This is a genomic window from Thalassospira australica (assembly GCF_044790785.1).
GTDB lineage: Bacteria > Pseudomonadota > Alphaproteobacteria > Rhodospirillales > Thalassospiraceae > Thalassospira > Thalassospira australica_A.
In genome coordinates this window covers 4,524,516-4,548,855 of sequence record NZ_CP085258.1, presented here as the reverse complement: position 1 = coordinate 4,548,855, position 24,340 = coordinate 4,524,516, and the positions used below count along the sequence as shown (strand labels likewise).

Below are 24,340 nucleotides of genomic sequence, written 5' to 3'. Positions count from 1 at the left end.
TGTTAGAACCTTTCCCCGCTTACTCAATCTTCACTACCAAACAAAACGATGAAAGACAAAAAAGTACCCATTCGCGTCGATCACATTCGCGATCAACACGTCTATCTTCCACCAAGTCATTGGAAGCGTACTCGCGCCTTTTGTTTTTTTGGTTCTTCGTCTTTTGCCACGTTGCGCGGCTAGCGAAGTCCAAACACTGTACTGATGCGACCCGTATCAGGCAAGGCGATCTTTAACAGAACGTTAAAAGGATTTCGCCACCAAAACAGTCCTTGGTTTGTGCGGTCTTTTGCGAATGCGCAACCAAGGAACAAAAGGTGATTCAGCAAAATCCGGGCAGCGAAAAGGCCGTGCTGAAAGCACGGCCTTCGACTCGCCATCCCGTAAGGGATAAATTAAAGTGCTTTGACGCGAGCGGTCAGACGCGAGACCTTGCGAGCGACGGTGTTCTTGTGCAGAACGCCGAGCTGCGCGCCACGTGCCATTTCCGGCTCTGCAATTTTCAGCGCAGCCAGAGCAGCATCTTTGTCGCCAACGTTCAGCGCAGCCTCGACCTTCTTGACGAAGGTACGAATGCGACCGATGCGTGCACCATTAACTTCTGCACGTGCGGCGTTGCGGCGAATGCGCTTCTTGGCCGATTTATGGTGAGCCATTGCGAACCTGTCTCTTAAAACAAATGTTACGTAATTCGGAGCGCGGCTTATAGCTCCGTCGGAAACCCTCGTCAACCCCCGATACCTTCAATCCCGGCGATTTTCCGCGGTTTAGGACTCTTTGGAGCTGCAAGGCAGCAATGCATTCCCGGTATCGGCTGATTAGCCGGTCCCGATCAGCGATGCCTGAAGTCCGGTTTTCTCTTTTCAGCAAAGGCTTTCATGCCCTCGGCCCGGTCATCCAGCGCAAAGGTCGAATGGAACTCGCGGCGTTCAAACATCAGCCCTTCGGTCAGGGTCATTTCATATGACTTGCTGACACTTTCCTTCACCTTCATGGAAACCGGCCCCGAGAAAGATGCGATTTTATCGGCCAGCTTCATCGCTTCATCCATAAGCGAGTCGGCCGGGACGACTCGTGCGACCAGCCCTGAACGTTCTGCTTCTTCCGCATCCATCATCCGACCGGTAAGGCACATTTCCATCGCCTTGGACTTGCCAATAGCACGGGTAAGGCGCTGGGTCCCACCTGCACCGGGGATGGTTCCGATGGTAATTTCGGGCTGACCAAACTTTGCAGTGTCGGCAGCAAGAATGATGTCGCACATCATCGCCAGTTCACAGCCACCGCCAAGCGCAAAACCCGCCACCGCGGCGATGACCGGCTTGCGGCAACTTGCCACTCGCGTCCAGCCTTTGGTGATGAAGTCGTTCTTGTAGACATCCATATAATCGTAATCGGCCATTTCCTTGATATCGGCCCCAGCCGCAAAGGCCCGTTCCGATCCGGTAATGACGATTGCACGAATGTTTTCATCATTTTCGAACTGGTCAAGCGCCCCGCCGATATCGGTGATCAATGCTGCACAAAGTGCGTTCAGCGCCTGCGGACGGTTCAGGGTGATCAGACCGACATTGCCCTTCACCTCGGCAATGATGTTTTCATAAGACATAGTGGCAATCCTTTATCAGGGAATCGGGCCCGCCTTGATTCGCAGGCGATTCTGTCGAAACCATATTTTGATACTGTTTTACCGATTTTATTTCACCACAGCAACCAAACCGGACAGAATCATATGATTGTCGATATATTTTCCGGGGGCTCCATAATCGGCAGCCCGGCAGTTGTGACTATTTCTGGCAGGTTGGACAAAAGAAAGTCGAACGTCCTGCCTGAACGATCCTGCCCACAGTGCTGTTGCAACCATCCACACTGCAACCTTCGCCTTCGCGACCATAGACCTTGAAACTGTGCTGGAAATATCCAAGCTCACCATTCGCCTGACGATGATCCTTCAGACTCGATCCGCCAGCCACAATTGCGTCTTCAAGCACCAGCCGGATTTCACGATAAAGATGATCAATCTCGGTTGCTTTCAACGTTTTTGCCAGTCTTTCTGGCGCGATACCGGACCGGAACAATGCTTCGCACACATATATATTGCCAAGCCCGGCGACCAGCCGCTGATCCAGAAGGACGGTTTTGATCGGACTGGCCCGATTGGCAAGACCCGCGGCCAGAACTTCCGCATTGAACCCGTTACCCAACGGTTCCGGACCGATACCAGCCAGCATTTTGTGGGTGGCGACCTCGTCCCCGGCAATCAGGGTGATCACACCAAACCGTCTTGGGTCCGTAAACCGTACAACCGCGCCCCCCTGCATAACAAAATCGACGTGATCATGCTTTGCCGGGTCCGGCACACCAATCGCCGGATTATCAAAGATCGTCATGCGCCCTGACATGCCCAGATGGATCAGCAAAACCTGTCCGTCATCAAGATGGCCGAGAATATATTTCGCCCGGCGTGTCAGTTGCTCGATCCGGCGTCCGGCCATACGTCCGACAAAGTTTTCCGGAAACGGAAACCGCAGATTCGCGCGACGCTGTACGACATGATCAACAACATGTCCCTCCATCACAGGTGTCAGACCACGTGTGACTGTTTCGACCTCTGGCAATTCGGGCATCGGAAACTCGCATATGAAAAGGATAAGGTCATATCTAGAACCCGACCGAGCGATTGGCAAGCTGACGCACCAGACAACATTGTAGCCATTACAAAGAAACAATGGACGAAGATAGGCAAGCTCCTATGATTGCTGCGCTTCTTGCCACTACTGTCCGAGTTCTTTCTGGCTTCGGGCATGTGCGCATATCGCCCCACCTTGCGCGCTATCTACAGGATTTCAGTCAATGGAATTTGGCGTCGATCTTTTACTGATACTTTTTGCTGTTGCCCTTTTTGCCGGGATGGTCGATTCGATTGCCGGCGGCGGCGGACTGATCACCATTCCAGCCCTGCTTTGGGCCGGTATTACACCAGCACAGGCTTTGGCAACCAACAAGTTACAGGGCAGCTTTGGCAGCTTCACTGCATCGGTTCATTTTATTCGCAAAGGCCATGTTGATCCACGTCATATGGTGCTGGCAATTGTTCTGACTTTTGCCGGATCGGCGCTGGGGGCTGTACTTGTACAAATGCTGGATGCCAGCATCCTGCTTAAAATTCTGCCGGCCCTTTTGATCCTGATCGCGCTTTATTTCCTTTTGTCACCGCGCGTCGGCGACATTGATGCACATCAGATCATCGGGCATTCGGCATTTGCCTTCACCGCCGGGTTTGGCATCGGGTTTTATGACGGCTTTTTCGGACCGGGAACCGGATCGTTCTTCTCCATCGCCTTTGTCGCATTGCTTGGGTTCAATATGACCAAGGCGACCGCACACACTAAGGTTCTGAACTTCACATCGAACTTTGCATCACTTGTGATGTTCATCGCCGGGGGCGAGGTTGTCTGGATCATCGGTCTGGTAATGGCGATCGGAGCGCTGATCGGGGCACAGATCGGATCGCATCTGGTAATCAGGATCGGCGCGCGACTGGTGCGCCCGCTTCTGGTTGTGACCTCCGTCGCGATCTCGATCAAGCTGATCATAGACCAGTATGGCAGCACCATTAGCCAGTACTGGGACCAGATGCATGTTTGGATCGGATAAGGCTCTACATCGCCCCGGGATATTAACCATATGAAAAAGCCCGCCGAATGGTTTCCGGCGGGCTTTGCTTTTGGTTATGAAATCCGTCAGGCGCTGGCTGCTGTTTCGATAAATGCCTCGTCACGACGATCAATCAGGTGGCTCCAGACTGCAAACAACAAGGCAATCACCGCGATCCCGGCACCCAGCCACGGGATATCCTGATAGGAAACGCCCTGTGTAATCGCGATACCGCCAAACCAGGCACCAGAGGCGTTGCCAAGGTTAAAGGCCCCCTGATTAAGCGTCGATGCAAGATTGGGGGCATCGGTGGCTTCGTTGACCACTCGCATTTGAAGCGGGGAAACCAGCGCAAAGGAAACCACACCCCAGACAAAAACCGTTGCCACGGCCGGGATCACATTGGTGATGGTTTCAGCAAATATCACGAGTATCGCAATCAGCAGGACAAATGTCGCGATGATTGCCGGCATCAGGCGCCAATCGCCCAGACGGCCACCGATATAATTGCCAATCGTCAAACCGGCACCGAACAGCAACAGCACATAGGTCACCTGCCGTGCCGAAATGCCGGTGATGTTCTGCAACATCGGGGTGATATAGGTAAACACGCTGAACATGCTGGCGGCGGCGAGAACACTGATCGCCATGGCAAAGATAACCTGGGTTTTCGCCAGAGCCCGGGCTTCGGCGATCAAACTGCCGCCCGATGCGGCGATTTTACGCGGCAAACAGAAATAAAGTGCCGCGGCAGCAAAAACCCCGATCCCGACAACCGCCCAGAAAGTCGAACGCCAACCGAGCTCCTGACCAAATGCCGTGCCAAACGGAACGCCCAGAACATTCGCCAACGTCAGGCCGGAAAACATTAAAGCAATGGCCTGTACCCGTTTATGCGGCGCGACAAGATTAGCCGCGACAACAGCCCCCAAGCCAAAGAATGCTCCATGGCAGAACGCGGTCACAACACGGGCCGCCATCAAAAGCCAGTAGTCCGGTGCCATCGCACACAGGAAATTGCCGACAATGAAAATTACCATCAGCATCAACAAGGCATGACGGCGATCCATTTTTGACGTCGCGATCGCCAGAAACGGCGCGCCAAACGTAACACCCAACGCATAACCGGTGACCAGCAACCCGGCATCGGGAATGCTGACACCAAGATCCGTCGCCACATCAGGCAACAGCCCCATAATAACAAATTCGGTCGTGCCGATCCCGAAGGATGCGAGCGCAAGGGCAAGGATCGGAAGGTTTCCAAAGAAACCGGTACGGTCAACAGCAGTTGTCATGATCGAAACGTCCAAGGGTGCCGGGCACCAATGCGGGATTATATCAAGGTAACGTGGTTCAGTCGTCGTTTGGCAGGTTTGAACCGGCTAAAACTTGAAACGATTCAATTTTGCGTGCGGTGCACAAATTTCACCATCGCGAAATTGGCATAAAAACTATGCAGTTCCGTCACAACTGAAACAGGCCCGGTTGAAAACCGGCCCTGTCAGAAGCATGAAACGGAAAAATGGATCAGGATAGTTCGGCAACGATGCGTTTTGCTGCAGCAACCGGATCATCTGCTTTGGTGATCGGGCGCCCAATCACAAGAACATCGCTGCCCATTGCAACGGCATCCTTCGGTGTCACGATACGTTTCTGGTCATCTGCACTGGCCCAGGACGGCCGAATCCCCGGCGTTACCAGTTTAAATTCCGAACCACATGCCGCGCGCACCGGAGTGATTTCCTTTGCCGAACACACAATGCCATCAAGACCGGCTTTTTGAGTCAATTCCGCAAGTTTGACCACGCGATCACTGATCGGTCCAGCCAAACCAACATCGTCAAGATCACCCTGATCAAGGCTGGTCAGGATTGTTACGGCAATTACCCATGGCGCACTGACACCGGCCTTGTCGGCGGCTTCGCGCGCGGCTTCACCGGCGCGCTTCATCATTTCAATGCCGCCTGTGGCATGTACATTAACGATCTTGAGACCAAGCGGCGTTACCGCTCGGATGGCACCGGCAACCGTATTGGGAATGTCGTGATATTTGACGTCCAGAAAGATCGGCAACCCGGCTCTGGCAACTTCGCGCACACCCGCGGGCCCATGGGCTGCAAAGAATTCCTTGCCAAGCTTCGCCCCGCCGATCACCCCCGAAAGGAGTGATGCCAGATCAACTGCATGCGCAAGATCGGTGGTATCGATGGCGCAAAAAATGCGATCCTGGGGGGCAAGGTTTTCGGTCATGGCGTCCTCCGGCGGGCTGGAATTTCATGATTGGCCCACGAAAGTGCGACGGACCGGGCATGACTTAGCCGATTTCACCCCGAATTACCAAGCCCGAATTCGACATGGCAGTTTCCCGCAACCAGCCATCAGGTTTCGTCAGGACGCCTGCTGCTGGCTGATTGCCTTATGCTTGTCGAACTATGCGCCTCGTCCGGACGCAGTCGGCGCAATTCCCCGTCCATACGCTTGACCGCACGACGATGTTTACCATGCACCAACCATTCATAGGCCAATCCAATACCAAGTCCGATCAGCAAGGCCAGCATGATCGGCAGAAAAAGCGGCATATCGATTTCATAGGGAAGCGGCCATAATGACAGGGTCACCAGAGCACGGTTTGACACAGCGAAAATTGCAATCAGGATCGCAAGCGGGATGGAGATGATCCAGTAAAGAATGCGCATTTCAACTCCTCGTGCCGACAGGCAAAAAGGCAGGGGTCATAGTCCGGCACACCGGACGGAACCGGCGAATGGACCCGATATGGTCAAACGGAAACATAAGCAAATGAATTTGCAACCACCCTGCAGAATTTCCACAAGGCTGGTTTAGCGCAGTTCTCACGCCAACAGCAAGCCGATCAAACGGTGCGTAATCAGTTGAGACGTTCGCGCAACTGCTTTCCGGTTTTGAAATAGGGAACCTTTTTCTCGCCCACCGGAACAGCCTCGCCAGTACGCGGATTGCGTCCGACTCTGGAATCCCGCTGCTTGACAGAAAATGCACCAAATCCGCGCAGTTCGACACGATCCCCGCGTGCAAGTGCCTCGGTGATTTCATCGAAGATCGTCGCCACGATCCGCTCAACATCGCGCTGATAAAGATGCGGATTCATTTCGGCCAGCCGGGCGATCAGTTCTGATTTTGTCATATTCAGGCCCCATCCTGTTCGTTCTGACAGATATCCAATCAACCAAAGGTTAGATTACATCACGTCGGCGCTTTCACTCAGGTTGCCAGACAGTCAGCAACCCGTCAAGTTTAAGCCCCTCAGATGACAGCATTTTTCCGATATTTCCTTCGAACAGTGCCGCCATGAGGGAGTCGTCCGGATAATCGATTTCAAGCGGCACGACCACCATATCCGATGAGACTCCCCTTTCGTCCTGCAGCCAGCGCAAAGCTTCGCGTCGACCACCAATTTCGTCGATCAGACCGTTGGCAACGGCCTGCTGACCGGTATAAACCCGACCATCCGCCAATTGGCGAACGGTATCCACATCCATTTCGCGCCGTTCGGCTACCATGTCGACAAACACGCCAAACATGTCCGAAATCAGGCTTTCCATAGCCGTTCGCGCGGCATCGTCCGTCGGTTCAAATGGGTTTGGAACGGCTTTAAGTGGCCCGCTTTTGACCGTCAACGGCTCCACACCAAGCTTTTCCAGCGTGCCATTGAAATTCATTGACTGGAAAATCACCCCGATCGAGCCGGTCACCGTCCCGCGATGCGCGACGATGTGATCGGCAGCAATCGCCGTCATATAGCCACCCGACGCTGCAACCGTTCCCATTTCGGCAACGACTGGCCGGGTTTCACCAATCCGGCGCAGACTTTCAAACAGCGCCTCGCCACCGACCATGGTACCGCCGGGGCTGTTGATATGAACAATCAGTGCCGCGACATCGCTGTCTTCCTCGATCTGTTCAAGTGCATCCAGAAGGTAGGGGTCCTCGGTGATCACGCCTTCGATATTTACCTCGACAATGCGCAGGCCGGTATCGCCCCACACAACGTCGTCTGCACCGCTACGCGCAAAGGCAACGACAATCGCAATCACCACGGCCACTGCCGCCAGCACCCGCCAGCGGAAAATCGATTTTTTCAAACGTCTACGATCAAGAAGGATATCGGCATCAAGTGCCATCTAATGTGCCCCGGTATTCAGTAATGAACTAACAGCTTCAAAAACCTGCCTTTTCAAATGGTTTTTCTTTATTCGCTTGGCAAGGACAAAAACCGTTTGAAATCAAAATTCTCGCGAAAAAATGACCTTGGGACGGCAAAGTCGCGATAGAACGGGGAAATCCGGGCAAAAGTCATAAAAAACGGGCCGTGCAAAGCACGACCCGTCTTTGTGATCTGCCGGGGCAGATCCTGTTCGTTCAGAAGAACGGGTGTCTTATTCGACACCACCTTCCTGTTTCTTGCGAAGTGCTTCACCAAGGATATCGCCGAGCGATGCACCGCTGTCAGCCGAACCGTAATCCGCCATGGCTTTCTTCTCGTCAGCAACTTCCAGAGCTTTGACCGAGAGGGTAACCTTGCGGGTTTTGGCGTCGATGGTGGTAACACGCGCATCGACTTTCTCGCCAACTGCGAAACGTTCCGGACGCTGGTCCGAACGGTCACGTGCGAGTTCAGCCTTGCGGATGAAGCCTTTAAGATCGGTGCCGCCAACTGCAACTTCGATGCCACCGTCGTTAACTTCGGTGATTTCGCAAGTTACGGTCTCGCCGCGCTTGATGCCGGTAACGGCACCTTTGAACGGATCTTCAGCAAGCTGTTTGATACCGAGAGAGATACGTTCTTTCTCGACGTCAACGTCAAGAACCTTGGCTTTGACGATGTCACCTTTTTTGTATTCTTTGATGACTTCTTCACCGGCACGGTCCCATGACAGGTCCGAAAGGTGAGCCATACCGTCGATACCGCCCAGAAGGCCAATGAACAGACCGAATTCGGTGATGTTCTTGACTTCGCCTTCGATCTCGGCGCCAACCGGATGAGCTGCCAGGAAGGCATCCCACGGGTTCGAGGTGCACTGCTTGAGACCAAGCGAAATACGGCGTTTCTGCGCATCGACGTCGAGCACCATGACTTCGACTTCCTGAGAGGTCGAAACGATTTTGCCCGGGTGGATGTTTTTCTTGGTCCAGGACATTTCCGAAACGTGGACCAGGCCTTCGACACCAGCTTCGAGTTCGACGAATGCGCCGTAATCGGTGATGTTGGTGACACGACCTTCGAATTTCGAACCGACCGGGTATTTGGCTTCGACACCTTCCCAGGGATCAGCTTCGAGCTGTTTCATGCCAAGCGAGATACGCTGGGTTTCGCTGTTGAAGCGGATAACCTGAACCTTGACGGTCTGACCGATCTGAAGTGCTTCAGACGGATGGTTGATACGCTTCCACGCGATGTCGGTGACGTGCAGCAGGCCGTCAACACCGCCGAGATCGACGAACGCGCCGTAATCGGTGATGTTTTTAACGACGCCATCAAGAACCTGACCTTCCTGAAGGTTCTGGATCAGTTCGGCACGCTGTTCAGCACGGGTCTCTTCGAGAACGGCACGACGCGAAACCACGATGTTACCGCGCGAACGATCCATTTTCAGGATCTGGAACGGCTGCGGATTGTTCATCAGCGGGGTAACGTCGCGAACCGGACGGATGTCAACCTGGCTGCCCGGCAGGAATGCCACGGCGCCCGACAGGTCAACAGTGAAGCCGCCTTTAACACGACCAAAGATGGTGCCGTCAACGCGTTTGCCTTCGTTGAACTGTTTTTCCAGCTCGACCCAGGCTTCTTCGCGACGCGCTTTTTCGCGCGACAGAACGATCAGGCCATCTTTGTTTTCATAGCGATCGACATAAACATCAACGGTATCGCCGATATTAACATCGCCTGCGCCAAATTCTTTGAGCGGCACGCGGCCTTCGGACTTCAGACCCACGTCGACGATTGCATCGTCGTCAGTGGTTTTGACGACCGTACCGGTCATCACGCGGCCAATAAAGCCCTCGTCTTCAGAACCGAGGCTTTCGGCCAGCAGGGCGGCGAAATCTTCGCCAGTGGAGAATTGTGCTTCTTCAGCGGTTGTCATTAAAGAGACTTCCTTTCGAGTGTATCGTCACTATTCCGGCCAATCGGTTGTATCCGATGGTCTTGCCACAAAATCGTGGCGGGTTTTTGCCAAACGATGTCCCGATCCCGTTCGCGAAAAACCAAACGGTTTTCCATAGACGAAAAGGTGAACGCACATGTCGTTCACCTTAGGGCAACAACCCCTGAGATCGTTCTGTCGCTTGACGGTTAAAACGCCCGCGTGTCAGTCATTCTCGCCCATATGGGTTCGAATATGCGCCATGACTGCATTAAACACCGCATCGGCATTCAGACGATCCGTATCGATGTGGATTGCGTCCGATGCCATCTTGAGCGGCGCAACATCTCGCGCACTGTCTCGGGCATCCCGTTCTTCAAGCTCCTTGAGAACGCGCTCGTATATAGCAGCGGGATTTTTTTCCTGCAACTGTTTGAACCGACGGTTTGCCCGTTCTTCGACACTGGCCGTCAGATAGAACTTGATCGGAGCATCCGGACAAACAACCGTCCCGATGTCACGGCCATCAAGAACGGCACCGCGTTTACCACCGGGCGGGCTGCTTGCAAGATTGCGCTGAAAGTCCAGCAACACCGCACGAACCCTTGGAATCGCGGCAACTTTTGATGCTGCACTTCCTACTTCTTCGCTGCGAAGCTCATCACCGTCAAGATCATTAGCAGCCAGTTTTTCGGCCGCCCTAACCGCCGTCGCTTCGTCCGAAGGATCAAGTCCAAGACTCAGAACCTTTGCCCCCGTCGCGCGGTACAAAAGCCCGGTATCAAGATAGGCATAGTCCATTGCCTCTGCGACTCGACGTGCCAAAGTACCTTTTCCCGATGCTGCCGGTCCGTCAATTGCGATGATCATCCGCGGGTGCCCCTGTGTGGTTTGATGTCACTTATATTTGTGTGCCGCAAAGGCTTTACGAGCCCCGATATACGAATTGCGAAGACCAATCGCAAAGCAGGATCACGAACCCGCCGGGGCAAAATTCGCCCCCAGTTCACGCATCAGGGTTTCAAAGCTCGGGAAACTGGTGGCAATCGGATTGGCATCGTCAACCGCAACCGGATCATTTGCGCCCAACCCCAAAACCAGGAAGGACATGGCAATACGGTGATCAAGATGGGTTTCAACCATCCCGCCGCCCGGCACTTCGCCACCGGTGACAATCAGATCATTGCCCTCGATACGATGAACAATACCGTTCGCAGCAAGCCCTGCGGCCACGGCGGCAAGACGATCCGATTCCTTGACGCGCAGTTCTTCAAGACCGCACATCCGGGTTTCACCCTGTGCATAGGCAGATGCAACTGCCAGAACCGGATATTCATCAATCATCGACGGCGCACGTTCGGCCGGAACGACAATGCCGGTCAGGCGATTTTTGCCGGTTACGACAAGATCACCAATGGTTTCACCGGCTTCTTCGCGTTCATTGATGATGGTGATATCGCCCCCCATTTCAATCAGGGTGGTGATCAACCCTGTGCGCAACGGGTTCAGGCAGACGTCGCGAATGGTCACCTGCGATTGCGGATTGATCAGGGCTGCAACAAGAGGGAAGGCCGCCGAACTTGGATCGGTCGGTACAACGATATCGGCTGCCTTCATTTCGACCGGCCCGGTCAGGCTGACGGTGCGGCCACCATCGTCATTGATGCTGACATCAACATCGACACCGAAGTGGCGCAACATGCGTTCGGTATGATCACGCGATGGTTTGGGTTCGATCACGGTGGTCGTTCCAGCCGTATTCAGGCCGGCCAGCAACACGGCGGACTTTACCTGTGCCGATGCCATCGGAAGCGTATAGGTCACCGGCTTGGCTTCGTCCGTCCCGATCACTGCCATGGGTGGGCGACCGCGTTCGCGCGTGATGAATTGCGCACCGAATTCCGCCAGCGGATCGGCAACACGCCCCATCGGACGTTTGCAAAGCGACACGTCGCCGGTAAAGAAGGTGGTAATCGGATGGGTTGCCACAATACCGGCCATCAGGCGAATGCCGGTTCCGGCATTGCCCATGTCGATCACACTGTCAGGTTCGCGCAATGCCCCGACACCAACACCGGTCACATGCCAGATACCGTCATCATCGCGGGTCACGGTTGCCCCAAGCTTGCGCATGGCTTCGGCGGTTGCCAGAACATCTTCACCCTCAAGCAATCCGGTGATTTTGGTTTCCCCGATCGCGAGACCGCCAAACATCAGGGAACGATGGGAAATCGATTTGTCGCCGGGAACCCGGATATCGCCGTTCAGTGCACCGGACTTCAGCGATTGAAGCGGACGTTTGGTCTGCGAGGAACTCATCGGGCCTGCCTGTCTTGTCTTGTTGTAACCATCAAATCATCGGTTTCCCGGCTGTTTGAACGCCTCCGGATGCTGCCGCGGTTTCGGGCGCAAACAAGGCATTCAATTGCCGGGGGCAAACTCCTAGCATATGCGCTTTTGGCGCACCAGTATCGAAGCCAAATTTTGCTTCAAGTTTATCGCGGGCTGCAGCGCAGAATCCCGCCTTTTTGAGGCTTGTGGAAAAATCGGACAATTTCCTTTTGACAAGGCCGTCCCAAGATGGCAATTGGGCCAATCAGTAGAAGGCGAATTCGGCCTTCACCCCATTCTTTGATGATAACGGTATTTATAGAGGGTTTGCCGTAATGTCAGCACGCGGTAAGAAACGTCATTGCCTAGCCTGCGGTACCAAATACTATGATTTGAATCGTACGCCGGTCGTGTGCCCCAAATGCGCGACCCCCGACGGGGTGACCAAAGTCAAGAAAGCCGCGGTTGCAAAGCCGAAGCCTGAAGAAGACGAAGATCTTGATGATGATGTCGATCTTGATGACGATGTCGACACCGATATCGACGACGATATCCTTGAAGATGCGTCTGATCTTGGCGAAGACGACGATGATCTTGGAGAAGTCCTTGAACATGTCGAAAGCGACGAAGACGACCGCTAGGATTTTTTGAAAATAGGTCTTGCCAAGATTTGGTGAACCTTCTAAATATCCCCCGCGCCGCGACGGAAACACTCGATTTCGTTGCGACGCGGACTAGAATGGGGCCGTAGCTCAGTTGGGAGAGCGCTACAATGGCATTGTAGAGGTCGTCAGTTCGATCCTGATCGGCTCCACCATCAAAACCCGTCGCCTAAAGCGACGGGTTTTGTCGTTTCCGGCCCAATTTACAATTAAAAAGCCGCTCGGAAGAGCGGCTTAAAGATCATCGAAATACTTAGTCGATGATCAATGTATGGTCTGGTCGACCGAACGATCCGGGTCGGGAAGATGCCCCAGACCGTCAAGAATTTTCGGCATTCCGTCACCCGCACGGGCAACCATAATCCGCCCCGATACCGGATGACCCTTTTCCTGACGCAGTATGCCTGTTGCATCCGAAATCAGTTCGAACTTGCAGTCTTTCAACCAGTCATGGATCGCCTGTTCATGATGACGAAACCGCTGCCCGGGACCAAGATCAAACGGGAAGGTATCGCCATGTTCAAGCGTAAAGACCATCAATCCTCCCGGCACAAGCCGCGCATGGGCCGCGCGTAGAGCCGGTTCAAGATCACCCAGATAATTCAGAACGTCGGCCGCAACCACCAGACCATATTCGTGATCAAGATCATCGGGAAGATCGGTAATATCGGCGGCAATCAGGTTGCGATAAAGCCCCTTGGCGCGTGCCCGGTTGATCATGCGTGGCGACAGGTCGACACCGTCAATTGCATCGACATGCCCGGCAAAAACGTCGGCGACCAAACCGGTGCCACAACCAAGATCCAGCACCTTTAACGGACGCAACAAATCCGGCAGATATGAACGGATTGCTTCAAAAAGCAGCTCCGGCCCCCGGTAAGCCAAACGATCTCGCAACGAAATCTCAAACCGCGGCGCATAATCATCAAAAAGCGCACGGACATAATCGGGCGGCAAACGATCCCGCAACGCAACAGCACCAAGCAGGGTCAAACGGACTTCCGCCCCTATCCGGTCGACCGGGTCAAGAGCCAGGCACTGACGGAAGGCCTCGATGGCATTTTCGTGCTGACCGGCACGCTCGAAAATATCGCCCAGAACAAAATGGGCCTCTTCCCAATCGGGATCAGCCGAAATTGCCGCCCGGGCTACATCGATTGCGGCCTCGATATCATTTTGCCCGACAAGCGCCAGCGCGACATCAAGCCGACGACTGGCCAACAAACGATCTTTGCTCATATGTGCGAAGAAATCCGAAAAGGTCCCGGACAGGATGACCGGAAACATCAAAACCAGATTATCGCTGTATCTTCTGAATCCGCGTCTTTGGCAAGGCCGATAATATTCATATAAATCATATGGTTAATGTAGAGCAAGACTTTGACCCGGCGCAAAAACGTCTCGCAGGCGCACCCAAGACAAGAATTCCGTCGCAAAAATTATGTGTCACCCGATAGAAATTGTATGCCTCGGACATACACCAAATTTACTTGATAAAATCATAATGTAATAATATAAATATCCGGCGATACTTTTAACCGGAAAATCAGATGGAAAATTTTACACCCGTATCAGCCCTTTTGGGTGGTGCCCTCATCGGGCTGGCATCCGGCCTCTATCTTGTCCTGAACGGGCGGATTGCAGGTATCAGTGGAATTTTGGGAAGCTTGCTAACCTTTAGCAGTCCATTGACGGATCGACTAGAAAAGCTCGCCTTCATCGCAGGCATGATCATTGCGCCGATCCTCATACTGGCAATGTCACCGATCAAGGCGCAAACTATTGTGACCGCGTCCTGGCCGGTGATTATTATCGCCGGACTGATCGTCGGATTTGGTACACGGCTTGGCAGCGGTTGCACCAGCGGACATGGCATTTGCGGCCTGTCGCGTCTCTCGGCGCGATCCCTGATTGCCACCATGTGCTTCATGATGGCTGGCATCGCATCCACCTTTGTCATTCGCCACGTAATCGGGGGCTAGATAATGCGCATTCTTGTTTCGCTGTTTTGCGGCACGCTGTTTGGCGCGGGTTTGTTGATTTCCGGCATGACCGATCCGCAAAAAGTCCTTGGGTTTCTCGATGTTGCAGCCATTCCCGATGGCAACTGGGATCCCAGCCTTGCCTTGGTCATGGCTGGCGGTCTTCTCATCGCGTTCCCGATATTCCGTTTTGCTAAATCCCGTAATACCGCAGTTTGCGGCGGAACAATGGAACTGCCGACACGCCGGGACATTGACCGCAATCTGGTAATTGGCGGACTTATGTTCGGGATTGGCTGGGGTATGGTCGGATATTGTCCCGGACCAGCAATCAGTGCACTGGCCTTCGGGCACCCAGAAACAATTGCTTTCATTATCGCCATGATCGCCGGAATGTTTTTTCACAAACTGGCGGCGCATGCGTCTGACAAAACTGCATCCTGACCGGCGCCAAATGCAGCCCTGCCATACCGGACAGATTTTCATCATCTGAAAAATCAATGCTTTAGCATCCGAAGTTTGCAGGAATTTGCGTGGAATTCTTCAAATCTCGCAGCAACGCGCTTGTCTTTGCACATACACTGGCATATGTGCAAAATAGCGTCACACTACGATTTTAAAGGCCCCGCATGAAAATTGGCATTCTTGAAACCGGGCTCGTCCCCGAAGACCTTCGCGATAAATTCAAAAGCTATCCGAACATGTTTGAAGCCATGCTCGGCCCGCTTGATCCTGCGCTGACATTCCAGACATGGACTGTTGTTTTGGATGAATTTCCCGAAAATCTGAATGCTGCCGACGCATGGATCGTTACAGGATCAAAGCACGGTGTTTATGAAAACGAACCCTGGATGATTCGCTTGCAGGGCTTGCTGCGCGATATTGTCGCGGCACAGGTTCCGGTTTTCGGCGTGTGTTTCGGTCATCAGATTCTGGCGGCTGCCCTTGGCGGCAAGGTCGTTAAATCCGACAAGGGCTGGGGCATTGGCGTTCATGAATACACTACCGGCAAGCAGGCACCGGCATGGTTGGGTAATGCACCGGAAAAATTCAAACTGAATGCCTTCCATCAGGACCAGGTTGTCGAGCTGCCAGAGGGAGCAACAGTATGGGCAAGTTCGGAATTCTGCCCTTATGCCGCCCTTCAATATGGTGAAACCGCAGCCTCAATCCAGCCGCATCCCGAATTCCAGCGACCTTACGAGGAAGCATTGCTGAAAGCGCGCTATGCATTGCTCCCCGAAGATTTGCATTCAAAAGCCATTACATCGCTTGACGAAACCATCGACAGCAACCTGTTCGCCAAATGGATGCTGACATTCCTGCGGGGAAAACGGGCCGTGAAAGCAGCCTGAACCAGCGTTCGGACATGATGTCATTTAAAAAAACGGACCATCATCAAGGGGTGAGGGTCCGTTTTATGTTTCATAAGGCCGCAAATCATTTCGCCAAACGCGAAAGCTTTGAACTTTTCCAAAACACTCTTTATTTATGATTGCGTCGGATACTGAGTTTTTCGCGCATCAACTGCTCATAATACGGAACGCCATGATCCAGAATTTGCGGCTCTATTCCGGCCTGACGCTTTTTGCATATGTCTTCATGCATCTGATCAATCAGGCTGCTGGCATCATATCACCCGAAGCGATGGAAGCCACCGACTTCCTGACAACCGGGATCTGGCAGTTTCCCCCCTTGGAAATTCTGCTTCTGGCCGCGGCAGTTACCCATTTCCTGCTGGCCACAGCCCGCCTGACCAGCCGCCGGTCCCTGCGCCTGCGCAAATCGGAATGGGCACAAATGATTTTGGGCCTGTGCATTCCGTTCCTGTTGTTCCGCCATATTATTGCGACCCGGATCATTGATCTGGGCTTCGATGTCGATCCGGCATTTGAACGGGTTTTGCTTGACCTTGCTGTTTTCGCTCCCAGTCAGGGAATTCTGCAGTCTATCGCCGTGATTGTTGTCTGGACACACGGTTGTATCGGCATTCATTTCTGGCTGCGGCTAAAGCCGTTTTATCCGCGATGGCGCGGTGTGCTGGGCGCAATCGCTGTTCTTGTGCCCACACTGGCGCTTGCCGGTTTTGGGGCGGCGTCGGCTGAAATCATTCGGCGCGCCGAAGAAGGCGGGCGCAAATATGTTTTCGGGGTTGTCGATGCCGCCAACGTCAATGATGCGGCTGTCAAATTCTACGAAAATGCCGTTCTCCCGGGCACAATAATCGCCATCGCACTGGCTTTTGCGCCCTTTGTCGTGCGGCAAATCCGCCAGACCGTTGACCGCATCAAACGCGGGCCGATGTTGTCGATGCCCAATGGTAAAATGATCCGCGTTGCCCCTGGCGCGACGGCGCTTGAAGCCCTTCGCGATGCAGGCGTGCCAATGGCATCTGTTTGCGGCGGACATGGGCGCTGCACAACGTGCCGCATCCATTGCGGATCGGGGATTGATCAACTTGCCGCACCCGGCAAGATCGAAGCCGCAGCACTTGAAAGCATCCACGCCCCGCGCGGTATGCGACTGGCCTGTCAGATCAAGCCAATGAACGATCTGGCGGTTGCACCGCTTTTGCCGCCAAATGCCACGGCACAGGATGGCCGTCGCCCCGGCGGCCTTTCCGGCAGCGAGCGCCAGGTTGTTTCCATTTTCACCGATCTGCGGGACTCGACCCGGCTGGGTGAAAAGAAAATGCCCTATGATGTCCTGTTCATCCTGAACCAGTTTTTTGCCGAAATGACCGAAGCCTTGCGTGAAAGTGGCGGGCTTTATGCCCAATTCACCGGTGATGGTCTTATGGCGCTTTATGGTCTTGATACCGATGACACGGAAACCATGATCCGTGATGCCCTTCACGGGGCCGCAGGGATGTTGCGTCGGATCGAAAATCTGAATGAACATCTGAAATCAGAGCTTCCGCATACATTACGCATCGGTATCGGCATTCATATGGGCGAGGCAATTGTTGGTGAAATGGGGCCACCCGGTCGCGAAAATATCAGTGCCATCGGCGATACGATCAATACTGCGGCAAGACTGGAAAGCCAGACCAAAAAGCATGGGGTGCCACTGGTCATATCAAAGGCGATTTTCGATCATGGCCCGATCCCCTTGCCCGAAAACGCCGTGATGCACGAAGTAGCCTTGCGTGGAAAGGATCAGACCGTCGCCTATTATGCGTTGGAAAATATGCCGGAATTGCCGGAACGCGTTGTATGATTGCTCCCGATCAGTCATGATCTGCGTATAACACAGGTCTGATATCGCATATTCCCAAGCTTTCTGCGGCTACCGGATCAAACCGGGTCTTGACTATGCGATAGAAAACCACATTTATTCGAATAGTTAGATATGTCTGATGCCGAACGGGTCGGGTCAGACGTTAAGACGCCCAATACGCCAAAAGCGTGGGGTCTGCCCGATATCACACTCGCTCTGCTGAGGAGGTGCTGCCAATGTCACGAATTTCTATGTTTAACAGTCCGCTGCTTTTGGGGTTTGACCAGATCGAACGCGTTCTTGATCAGGTTTCAAAAACCAAGGCAGAAGGCTATCCCCCGTATAATATCGAGCAAATTGGCGAAAATCATCTGCGCATTACTGTCGCGGTCGCCGGATTTGCCGAAGACGATCTTTCGGTTACAACCGAAGACAACCAGCTGATCATTCGTGGCAAACATCAGGAAGACGACAGCAACCGAATCTATATCCATCGCGGCATTGCATCGCGCCAGTTCCAGCGTTCCTTTGTTCTGGCCGAGGGTATTGAAGTTGTTGGCGCCCATCTTGATAACGGACTTTTGCATGTGGATTTGAACCGTCCGGTTCCCGAACCGGTGGTACGTGAAATTGCGATCAACTCTGCCAAAAAGAAAGCCGTGTCGTCGCGCACCATAGATATGACTGTCGATGCCCAGGAAGGTAGTGACACAGTCGAAGATAAAAGCCGCAAGGCGTAGCAAGGAGAGTGGTTTTATGAGCAATCGCATCACAGACCATGACACCAAGGAAGTCCACGGTGCAGAACAGGATTTGAATTTGCTGTCCTCAGGCGATTTCGCCATGCTTGGCATTCATGATTTTGCCTATGTCCGTGCAATTCCCAATCCCGAAGACGAAAGCAAAGAAACCATCTTTGGGGTCTTTACCGCCGATGGCACCCACATCGCATCGTTTGAAAGCTTTGCGGTCGCCAATGCGGCAATTCGTCAGCACGATATGGACCCGCGTTCGGTTCACTAGGCCGATCCGGTCAAACGGATCACCGAAAGAAATTCATAAAGGCAGCCAACCGGCTGCCTTTTTTCCTGTGCGCGTTCTGGAATTGCGCCTAACGGATTTCGATCACTTCGCCGGGTACGGCCACACGTACCTGCCCGTTATCGCGAAGAAGTTCTGTGATCTCGCGTCTTGCATCACGCTTGATATGATAAAGCCAGAATCGCGCACCGGGCATGTCGGACGCCAGTTGCAAGACGGTTTCCAGATCGCAATGCGCCGCATGTTTTGGATCATGGCTGGGTAAATATGTTTCCTGAAATACCAGGTCTGCCCCGGTGAACAGCGCTGCCGTATCGACCGTCACATTGCCATCCCCGGAATAGGCAAAACCCTTGTTATCGTACCGCAGCAAAATGGCGTGGTTCTGAACGCTATGGTCTGATCGGGCAAATTTGGTTTCAAACGGGCCGATTTGCGTGGTTTCAGGCACTGCATGCCAGACAATTTCAAACGGCCAGGCACTGCCCAATCCGGAAAAGCCAAGTTCCATGATTTTTTCAAGATGGCCGCGAACGGCTGGTGTCGCGATGATATGAACCGGTTTTGACCGGCCATCGTCGCGCCAGTTCAACATTACCGGAACCAGACCGAAAACATGATCAGGATGCATATGGGTAAAGTAAATCGCATCAATCGCATCGGGATCGGGAAATTTGCGCATCAGCAATCCCGGCACAGTTGCCCCGCAATCAATCATCAGGCGGTACCCGTCAGCCGTCACCACAACGGACGAATTTTCAAAGACGGGGTCAAATGCCTCGCCGACCCCCAAAACATCTATGCGCATATATTCACCCGCCATTCCCGTCACCGCGTTGTTTGCGGATCATTTGCAAGAATGTCCATTTTTGCTGAGACTGGAAACATTAGGCAAGCTGTTCAAATTTGTTTTCGCGATAAAGTCTTGAAACCGTCACGGTACATACGAAACAGGGTGACCGAAAATACCGGCCACCCTGCAATCAGATACAATTGTATAGGAAATATGAGGTTTAGCGTGCCAGAACTTCGGCGGCTTCGCGGGTGCGACTGACCGAGTCGGCAACCATGCCGGTGGTCGATTTGATCGAACCAAGGTTGCGCGAAAGACCATCGACCGCCGTTGCCATCATGCGCATATTCTCCGAAACACCCTCGGTGACAGCACTTTGTTCCTCTACCGCGGACGAAATGTTGGTCACGCTATCGCGCACCGTTTCGACCGAATGGCGGATGGTTTCAAGCGCACCGACAACCTCTGACGAGATCGACTGGATGCCCGAGATTTCATCGGAAATCTGTTCTGTCGCACGCGCCGCCTGATTTGCAAGGTTCTTGACCTCGTTGGCAACAACCGCAAAGCCCTTGCCGGCATCGCCCGCACGCGCACTTTCAATCGTCGCATTCAGGGCCAGAAGATTGATTTGGCCTGCGATGTTTTGAATGACTTCGACAATGCTGCCCATCGAATGGACAACTTCAGCCATCCGCTGGGTCGCATTGTTGGCGCTGACAGTCTGATCGAACGCACGTTCGGTTTCATCACGCGATTGCGCCATGCTACGCGAGATTTCCGCAATCGATGCGGCCATCTGCTCGGCACTGGCTGCGACGGTCTGTACCGCATGTGACGTTTCTTCAGACACACTGACACTTTGATTGGCCGAATTGCCAAGCGCCGAGATATTGCCGTCAATCTCGGTAAAGTTCTTGTCAATCATACCTTTAAGATCAATCAACAGTCGTGTCTGTTCCGTAATATCGGTCGCAAACTTGATCACCTTGAACGGCTTTCCAACCGGATCAAGTACCGGGTTATAGGATGCCTCGATCCAGATTTCCTTGCCGCCCTTGCCAACACGTTTGTACTGGCCTGCATGGAAGTTACCGGAATTCAGGGTCTTCCAGAACGAACGGTATTCAACGGAATCGCGTTCCGAGCGTTCAACAAACATGCTGTGATGTTTGCCGACAACCTCATCCAGTCTGTAACCCATGGCATCAAGGAAGTTCTTGTTTGCTTTAAGGATTTTACCGTCTAGGTCAAATTCGATGACAGCTTGCGATTTTTCGATCGCATCAAACAAACTTTGCAGAACAGCGCGCTCAACGCGGCGGGCCGTAATGTCGGTTGCGAATTTCACAATCCTGATCGGCTTGCCGTCCTTGCCCAGAACCGGATTATAGGTCGCCTCAAGCCACAGTATCTCGCCATTCTTGTGCACGCGCGGCACCGCACCTGACGAAAACTTTCCGTTGCGAAGCTGACTCCAGAAATTGCGATAATCATCGGTGTTGGCAATTTCGCCCGGCACAAACATCGCGTGATGCTTGCCAACGATTTCTTCGAGGGTATACCCCATCGTCTTGAGGAAATTCTCGTTGGCCGTCAGAATTTTACCATCGATTGAAAACTCGATAACAGCCATCGACAGACTCAGTGCATCTACAATCTGTTGCGCTTCCTGAGAGCTGCCATTCTTGAAAAGTGACGCCAAACCCATCCGGATATCTTCCCTGCGTTGTCCGGACCTTTAACTTTAAACCCGGTCACCTATAGGCATAGGTAAAAACAAAACGAACAATTGTGTATATACGGCACAATTGTTCGCAGTAGATCATGCCTATACTTAGGGATTTCTCAATCGCCTATTTTGGCATAGAAGAATATACTCTTGGTTATATCTTCAGGCAGGCCACTTTACGATATAACGAGTCAGATCGGGGTGGGCATCGTCCTCGGAAATCACCAACCCCTTGATCGACATACCTGCCATAATCGTGGAATCCGGGCGACCGGTGACAAGTGGATGCCAGTCAGGAAGACCTTTACCTTCCGACATCAGCCGATAGGCGCAGGTCGATGGCATCCAGGACAATGTCGCGACATTTTCCTGCGAAAGCTGCACGCAATCAGGTATGTGCTTTGTCCGGTTGGGGTAATCCTTGCAGCTGCAGGTTTCGCAATCCAAAAGACGGCAAGCCACCGAAGTATAATAAACAAAGTCGGTATCTTCATCCTGAAGCTTGTGCAGGCAGCATTTGCCGCAGCCGTCGCAAAGGGATTCCCATTCCGCAATTGTCATTTCATCAAGCGTCTTGGTTTCCCAAAACGGGGCGTCACCTGCCCCGGGCTTCGGCTCTGTCATCATCTCTCTCGTCGGGCAATCGTATTGTTGATGGCAAATTATAACATATTACCGGTGTTCAATCCGTAAAGTTCGGCAATCAATCGCGATGGCAGATCATATGAAAGAATGACCCGAAAACAGAACCGTTCATTAACCCTGCCGGACCAAGATTTTCCCCGGTCGCTGTAACCATGCTGCCAATCGTCGGCCCACTGGCGCTTATCGTTGAAGCATAATGAAACTCATGCCCGTGCAGGATCGTTCCGGCAGGACCAAACACCGTTGCCCCGGACAAGACCAATGTGCGATATCCCAGATGCAGCCTGCGCTCCGCAAAGCTGGTAACCAGAGGTAAAAGACCAAGCATTTCATGACGCAGGCCCATCGCGTCAATCAGTGCCTCGCCCAGCACCATATATCCACCGCACTCGCCATAAATCAGTACCTTGCGCGCCGCCATCTGCACAAGCGCTGCCTTGAAGCCGGTTGCACGTGACAATGTTTCGCCATGCAGTTCGGGATAGCCACCCGGCAAATACACCGCATCCGCCTTTATATCCGGGACCTCATCGGCAAGCGGCGAAAAGAACGACAGCTCGGCCCCCTGCCTTTGCCAGTCTTCCAGAAGGTGCGGGTAGGCGAATGCAAATGCCATATCCCGTGCAACGGCAATATGCTGACCTAATGGCGCGATACAGCGAACGGCTTTCCCGTTATTGCCCATCCTTTCTGCCCATTCTTGCCCGGTCACCAGCCCCGTCAATCGATCAAGATCGACATCTTCGGCAATGATAGCTGCGGCCTGATCAAGAAACGCCTCAAGCGTTTTGTGCTCACCTGCCTGCACAAGGCCAAGATGGCGTTCAGGCAAAACCAGATCGTCACTACGCCGAACCGCCCCTATGACCGGAATATCGGGCAGGTGTCGATGGCAGGCCTCTTCAATCATCGCCCGGTGGCGTGCGCTGCCAACCCGGTTAAGGATAATCGCGGCGATTTTGACGTCATCACGAAAACCCGCAAACCCGGCAATCACGGCCGCGGCTGACGCCGACTGTCCCTTAACGTCAATCACCAGCACAACCGGCCAGTTCATCATCGCCGCAAGATCGGCCGTCGACCCGCTGCCATCTGCCGCACCGTCAAACAGGCCCATCACGCCTTCACACAAAAGCACCGATTTATCTCTGGCCTGACGCCGGGCAAGTGTCGCGATCAGATCGGGCGACATCGCCCACGGATCAAGGTTGATACAGCTTTGCCGGCAGGCCGCTGCCTGAAAAGCCGGATCGATATAATCCGGTCCGGTTTTCGCTGCCGCAACCGCGACACCGCGATTGGCAAGGGCACGCAACAAACCCAGGGTCAACACTGTCTTGCCGCTGTTTGACGACGGCGCGGCAATCACCAGTCCCGGAATCTGCGTTAACGTTGGTCCCATATGCCGGTTTCCCTGATTGCCGTCCACACCGATCACATCAGACCCATTGGATCATCCGTTCTTTTTGACGACTTCGGCAATACCTTTTGCCATATCCTCGGGGGCCGTTCCGTAATTGAAATGACGAATGAATGATCCGTCACGGCCCATCAGATACACAAAGGACGAATGATCCATCAGATAGGCATCCGAATCCTTCGATTCCCCCTCGGCATACGCCTTGGCGTAATAAACCCTGAAAGTTTTGGCCGCCGCCGTGGTTTGTTCAAGCGTTCCGGTCAAACCGACCATACGTTCATGGAAATGCGGGACATAGGCCGCAATCGCATCTACAGTATCGCGCTCCGGATCAACCGAAATGAAAACCGGCGTCACTTCCTTGGCGATTTCGGAATCAAGCGTATCAAGTGCATTGCCCATGACCTGCAATTCGGTCGGGCACACATCCGGGCAATAGGTATAGCCGAAATAAATCAGCATATATTTCCCGCGAAAATCCTGTTCGGTGCGGGTCTGACCGTTCTGGTCCACCAGTTCGAACGGCCCGCCAATGGCTGCCGCGCCCGAACTGGAAGACGTCGTTTCCGATCCCATCATCATCAGGCGATAGGTCAAACCAATACCGAGAACCAGCGCAATCGCCAGAATGATCACAAGTGTTTTCTTGCTCACGCCGTTACCTGTCCTTTTGGTCGGGGATCGCAGGCACGCCGCAATCAACCGGAAAATAATCCATTGTTTTGCGGGCACTATA

At 53.4% G+C, this 24,340-nt stretch carries 25 protein-coding genes and 1 tRNA gene; 9 read left to right on the top strand and 17 right to left on the bottom strand.

Going from position 1 to position 24,340, the window contains the following annotated elements; all coding sequences use genetic code 11:
• Window positions 1-395 precede the first annotated feature (395 nt).
• From rpsT to mutM, 3 genes are all read right to left on the bottom strand, one after another.
• A complete protein-coding gene (gene rpsT / locus LG297_RS21190; protein ID WP_007088335.1) occupies window positions 396-656 on the bottom strand; it encodes a 30S ribosomal protein S20 in 261 nt (86 codons plus the stop codon).
• A 176-nt stretch (window positions 657-832) separates the two neighbouring features.
• Window positions 833-1,609, bottom strand: coding sequence for an enoyl-CoA hydratase (locus LG297_RS21185; protein WP_404423886.1), 777 nt, complete (start codon window positions 1,607-1,609; stop codon window positions 833-835).
• Between the two features lie 178 nt (window positions 1,610-1,787).
• The gene (gene mutM, locus LG297_RS21180; RefSeq protein WP_404423884.1) at window positions 1,788-2,627 is read right to left on the bottom strand and encodes a bifunctional DNA-formamidopyrimidine glycosylase/DNA-(apurinic or apyrimidinic site) lyase; all 840 of its coding nucleotides are present in this window, start codon (window positions 2,625-2,627) and stop codon (window positions 1,788-1,790) included.
• A gap of 226 nt (window positions 2,628-2,853) precedes the next feature.
• Between mutM and LG297_RS21175 the strand changes: the two genes are divergently transcribed.
• Window positions 2,854-3,657, top strand: coding sequence for a TSUP family transporter (locus tag LG297_RS21175; RefSeq protein ID WP_404423882.1), 804 nt, complete (start codon window positions 2,854-2,856; stop codon window positions 3,655-3,657).
• An 86-nt stretch (window positions 3,658-3,743) separates the two neighbouring features.
• Here LG297_RS21175 and LG297_RS21170 read toward each other — a convergent pair whose 3' ends face one another.
• The 8 genes from LG297_RS21170 to aroA form a co-directional block, all read right to left on the bottom strand.
• Window positions 3,744-4,952: an MFS transporter gene (locus tag LG297_RS21170; protein ID WP_404423880.1), complete on the bottom strand. Its 1,209-nt coding sequence runs from the start codon at window positions 4,950-4,952 to the stop codon at window positions 3,744-3,746.
• 232 nt (window positions 4,953-5,184) lie between these two features.
• Window positions 5,185-5,907 carry an orotidine-5'-phosphate decarboxylase gene (pyrF, locus tag LG297_RS21165; protein WP_404423878.1) on the bottom strand — a complete coding sequence of 241 codons (723 nt, stop codon included), beginning with the start codon at window positions 5,905-5,907 and terminating at the stop codon, window positions 5,185-5,187.
• 128 nt (window positions 5,908-6,035) lie between these two features.
• Window positions 6,036-6,353, bottom strand: coding sequence for a lipopolysaccharide assembly LapA domain-containing protein (locus LG297_RS21160; RefSeq protein WP_404423876.1), 318 nt, complete (start codon window positions 6,351-6,353; stop codon window positions 6,036-6,038).
• 191 nt (window positions 6,354-6,544) lie between these two features.
• Window positions 6,545-6,820 carry an integration host factor subunit beta gene (gene ihfB, locus LG297_RS21155; protein ID WP_007088342.1) on the bottom strand — a complete coding sequence of 92 codons (276 nt, stop codon included), beginning with the start codon at window positions 6,818-6,820 and terminating at the stop codon, window positions 6,545-6,547.
• 73 nt (window positions 6,821-6,893) lie between these two features.
• Window positions 6,894-7,817: a signal peptide peptidase SppA gene (sppA, locus tag LG297_RS21150; protein ID WP_404423873.1), complete on the bottom strand. Its 924-nt coding sequence runs from the start codon at window positions 7,815-7,817 to the stop codon at window positions 6,894-6,896.
• Between the two features lie 255 nt (window positions 7,818-8,072).
• Complete coding sequence (gene rpsA / locus LG297_RS21145; RefSeq protein WP_404423871.1) at window positions 8,073-9,779, bottom strand: 30S ribosomal protein S1; 1,707 nt, start codon at window positions 9,777-9,779, stop codon at window positions 8,073-8,075.
• A gap of 225 nt (window positions 9,780-10,004) precedes the next feature.
• Window positions 10,005-10,649 carry a (d)CMP kinase gene (cmk, locus tag LG297_RS21140; protein WP_404423869.1) on the bottom strand — a complete coding sequence of 215 codons (645 nt, stop codon included), beginning with the start codon at window positions 10,647-10,649 and terminating at the stop codon, window positions 10,005-10,007.
• A gap of 102 nt (window positions 10,650-10,751) precedes the next feature.
• A complete protein-coding gene (aroA, locus tag LG297_RS21135; protein ID WP_404423867.1) occupies window positions 10,752-12,098 on the bottom strand; it encodes a 3-phosphoshikimate 1-carboxyvinyltransferase in 1,347 nt (448 codons plus the stop codon).
• A 347-nt stretch (window positions 12,099-12,445) separates the two neighbouring features.
• Between aroA and LG297_RS21130 the strand changes: the two genes are divergently transcribed.
• Together LG297_RS21130 and LG297_RS21125 are read left to right on the top strand one after the other, a co-directional pair.
• Window positions 12,446-12,751, top strand: coding sequence for an FYDLN acid domain-containing protein (locus tag LG297_RS21130; RefSeq protein WP_404423865.1), 306 nt, complete (start codon window positions 12,446-12,448; stop codon window positions 12,749-12,751).
• A 100-nt stretch (window positions 12,752-12,851) separates the two neighbouring features.
• Window positions 12,852-12,927 (top strand) — tRNA-Ala (locus tag LG297_RS21125).
• 109 nt (window positions 12,928-13,036) lie between these two features.
• Here the strand turns inward: LG297_RS21125 and LG297_RS21120 are convergent.
• The gene (locus tag LG297_RS21120; protein ID WP_404423863.1) at window positions 13,037-14,011 is read right to left on the bottom strand and encodes a methyltransferase domain-containing protein; all 975 of its coding nucleotides are present in this window, start codon (window positions 14,009-14,011) and stop codon (window positions 13,037-13,039) included.
• 311 nt (window positions 14,012-14,322) lie between these two features.
• On the opposite strand from LG297_RS21120, the gene LG297_RS21115 reads away from it, so the two are divergent.
• The 6 genes from LG297_RS21115 to LG297_RS21090 all read left to right on the top strand — a co-directional run bounded on the left by LG297_RS21115 (window position 14,323) and on the right by LG297_RS21090 (window position 18,996).
• Entirely contained in the window at window positions 14,323-14,754 is a 432-nt protein-coding gene (locus tag LG297_RS21115) for a YeeE/YedE family protein (protein WP_404423861.1), read from the top strand.
• Window positions 14,755-14,757: 3 nt separating this feature from the next.
• The gene (locus LG297_RS21110; RefSeq protein ID WP_404423859.1) at window positions 14,758-15,198 is read left to right on the top strand and encodes a DUF6691 family protein; all 441 of its coding nucleotides are present in this window, start codon (window positions 14,758-14,760) and stop codon (window positions 15,196-15,198) included.
• A gap of 185 nt (window positions 15,199-15,383) precedes the next feature.
• Window positions 15,384-16,109: a gamma-glutamyl-gamma-aminobutyrate hydrolase family protein gene (locus LG297_RS21105; RefSeq protein WP_404423857.1), complete on the top strand. Its 726-nt coding sequence runs from the start codon at window positions 15,384-15,386 to the stop codon at window positions 16,107-16,109.
• 193 nt (window positions 16,110-16,302) lie between these two features.
• Window positions 16,303-17,973, top strand: a complete 1,671-nt coding sequence (locus LG297_RS21100) for an adenylate/guanylate cyclase domain-containing protein (RefSeq protein ID WP_404423855.1) — start codon at window positions 16,303-16,305, stop codon at window positions 17,971-17,973.
• 236 nt (window positions 17,974-18,209) lie between these two features.
• Complete coding sequence (locus tag LG297_RS21095; RefSeq protein ID WP_404423853.1) at window positions 18,210-18,713, top strand: Hsp20 family protein; 504 nt, start codon at window positions 18,210-18,212, stop codon at window positions 18,711-18,713.
• 16 nt (window positions 18,714-18,729) lie between these two features.
• Window positions 18,730-18,996 carry a DUF1150 family protein gene (locus LG297_RS21090; RefSeq protein WP_404423851.1) on the top strand — a complete coding sequence of 89 codons (267 nt, stop codon included), beginning with the start codon at window positions 18,730-18,732 and terminating at the stop codon, window positions 18,994-18,996.
• 88 nt (window positions 18,997-19,084) lie between these two features.
• On the opposite strand, the gene LG297_RS21085 is transcribed toward LG297_RS21090, so the two are convergent.
• The 5 genes from LG297_RS21085 to LG297_RS21065 all read right to left on the bottom strand — a co-directional run bounded on the left by LG297_RS21085 (window position 19,085) and on the right by LG297_RS21065 (window position 24,258).
• Window positions 19,085-19,837 carry an MBL fold metallo-hydrolase gene (locus tag LG297_RS21085; RefSeq protein WP_404423849.1) on the bottom strand — a complete coding sequence of 251 codons (753 nt, stop codon included), beginning with the start codon at window positions 19,835-19,837 and terminating at the stop codon, window positions 19,085-19,087.
• A gap of 190 nt (window positions 19,838-20,027) precedes the next feature.
• Window positions 20,028-21,518, bottom strand: coding sequence for a PAS domain S-box protein (locus LG297_RS21080; RefSeq protein ID WP_404423847.1), 1,491 nt, complete (start codon window positions 21,516-21,518; stop codon window positions 20,028-20,030).
• 183 nt (window positions 21,519-21,701) lie between these two features.
• The gene (locus LG297_RS21075; RefSeq protein WP_404423845.1) at window positions 21,702-22,163 is read right to left on the bottom strand and encodes a YcgN family cysteine cluster protein; all 462 of its coding nucleotides are present in this window, start codon (window positions 22,161-22,163) and stop codon (window positions 21,702-21,704) included.
• A 79-nt stretch (window positions 22,164-22,242) separates the two neighbouring features.
• The gene (locus tag LG297_RS21070; protein WP_404423843.1) at window positions 22,243-23,586 is read right to left on the bottom strand and encodes a cobyrinate a,c-diamide synthase; all 1,344 of its coding nucleotides are present in this window, start codon (window positions 23,584-23,586) and stop codon (window positions 22,243-22,245) included.
• Window positions 23,587-23,637: 51 nt separating this feature from the next.
• Window positions 23,638-24,258: an SCO family protein gene (locus tag LG297_RS21065; RefSeq protein ID WP_404423841.1), complete on the bottom strand. Its 621-nt coding sequence runs from the start codon at window positions 24,256-24,258 to the stop codon at window positions 23,638-23,640.
• Window positions 24,259-24,340 lie beyond the last annotated feature (82 nt).

Bases quoted from the DNA above. Each gene is read 5' to 3' on its own strand.
- cmk (WP_404423869.1), bottom strand. From the start codon at position 10,649: ATGATCATCGCAATTGACGGACCGGCAGCATCGGGAAAAGGTACTTTG.
- rpsA (WP_404423871.1), bottom strand. From the start codon at position 9,779: ATGACAACCGCTGAAGAAGCACAATTCTCCACTGGCGAAGATTTCGCC.
- pyrF (WP_404423878.1), bottom strand. From the start codon at position 5,907: ATGACCGAAAACCTTGCCCCCCAGGATCGCATTTTTTGCGCCATCGAT.
- LG297_RS21185 (WP_404423886.1), bottom strand. From the start codon at position 1,609: ATGTCTTATGAAAACATCATTGCCGAGGTGAAGGGCAATGTCGGTCTG.
- LG297_RS21175 (WP_404423882.1), top strand. From the start codon at position 2,854: ATGGAATTTGGCGTCGATCTTTTACTGATACTTTTTGCTGTTGCCCTT.
- LG297_RS21160 (WP_404423876.1), bottom strand. From the start codon at position 6,353: ATGCGCATTCTTTACTGGATCATCTCCATCCCGCTTGCGATCCTGATT.
- LG297_RS21120 (WP_404423863.1), bottom strand. From the start codon at position 14,011: ATGAGCAAAGATCGTTTGTTGGCCAGTCGTCGGCTTGATGTCGCGCTG.
- mutM (WP_404423884.1), bottom strand. From the start codon at position 2,627: ATGCCCGAATTGCCAGAGGTCGAAACAGTCACACGTGGTCTGACACCT.
- LG297_RS21115 (WP_404423861.1), top strand. From the start codon at position 14,323: ATGGAAAATTTTACACCCGTATCAGCCCTTTTGGGTGGTGCCCTCATC.
- rpsT (WP_007088335.1), bottom strand. From the start codon at position 656: ATGGCTCACCATAAATCGGCCAAGAAGCGCATTCGCCGCAACGCCGCA.
- LG297_RS21090 (WP_404423851.1), top strand. From the start codon at position 18,730: ATGAGCAATCGCATCACAGACCATGACACCAAGGAAGTCCACGGTGCA.
- LG297_RS21075 (WP_404423845.1), bottom strand. From the start codon at position 22,163: ATGACAGAGCCGAAGCCCGGGGCAGGTGACGCCCCGTTTTGGGAAACC.
- ihfB (WP_007088342.1), bottom strand. From the start codon at position 6,820: ATGACAAAATCAGAACTGATCGCCCGGCTGGCCGAAATGAATCCGCAT.
- LG297_RS21085 (WP_404423849.1), bottom strand. From the start codon at position 19,837: ATGGCGGGTGAATATATGCGCATAGATGTTTTGGGGGTCGGCGAGGCA.
- sppA (WP_404423873.1), bottom strand. From the start codon at position 7,817: ATGGCACTTGATGCCGATATCCTTCTTGATCGTAGACGTTTGAAAAAA.
- LG297_RS21170 (WP_404423880.1), bottom strand. From the start codon at position 4,952: ATGACAACTGCTGTTGACCGTACCGGTTTCTTTGGAAACCTTCCGATC.
- LG297_RS21095 (WP_404423853.1), top strand. From the start codon at position 18,210: ATGTCACGAATTTCTATGTTTAACAGTCCGCTGCTTTTGGGGTTTGAC.
- LG297_RS21070 (WP_404423843.1), bottom strand. From the start codon at position 23,586: ATGGGACCAACGTTAACGCAGATTCCGGGACTGGTGATTGCCGCGCCG.
- LG297_RS21130 (WP_404423865.1), top strand. From the start codon at position 12,446: ATGTCAGCACGCGGTAAGAAACGTCATTGCCTAGCCTGCGGTACCAAA.
- aroA (WP_404423867.1), bottom strand. From the start codon at position 12,098: ATGAGTTCCTCGCAGACCAAACGTCCGCTTCAATCGCTGAAGTCCGGT.
- LG297_RS21080 (WP_404423847.1), bottom strand. From the start codon at position 21,518: ATGGGTTTGGCGTCACTTTTCAAGAATGGCAGCTCTCAGGAAGCGCAA.
- LG297_RS21110 (WP_404423859.1), top strand. From the start codon at position 14,758: ATGCGCATTCTTGTTTCGCTGTTTTGCGGCACGCTGTTTGGCGCGGGT.
- LG297_RS21105 (WP_404423857.1), top strand. From the start codon at position 15,384: ATGAAAATTGGCATTCTTGAAACCGGGCTCGTCCCCGAAGACCTTCGC.
- LG297_RS21100 (WP_404423855.1), top strand. From the start codon at position 16,303: ATGATCCAGAATTTGCGGCTCTATTCCGGCCTGACGCTTTTTGCATAT.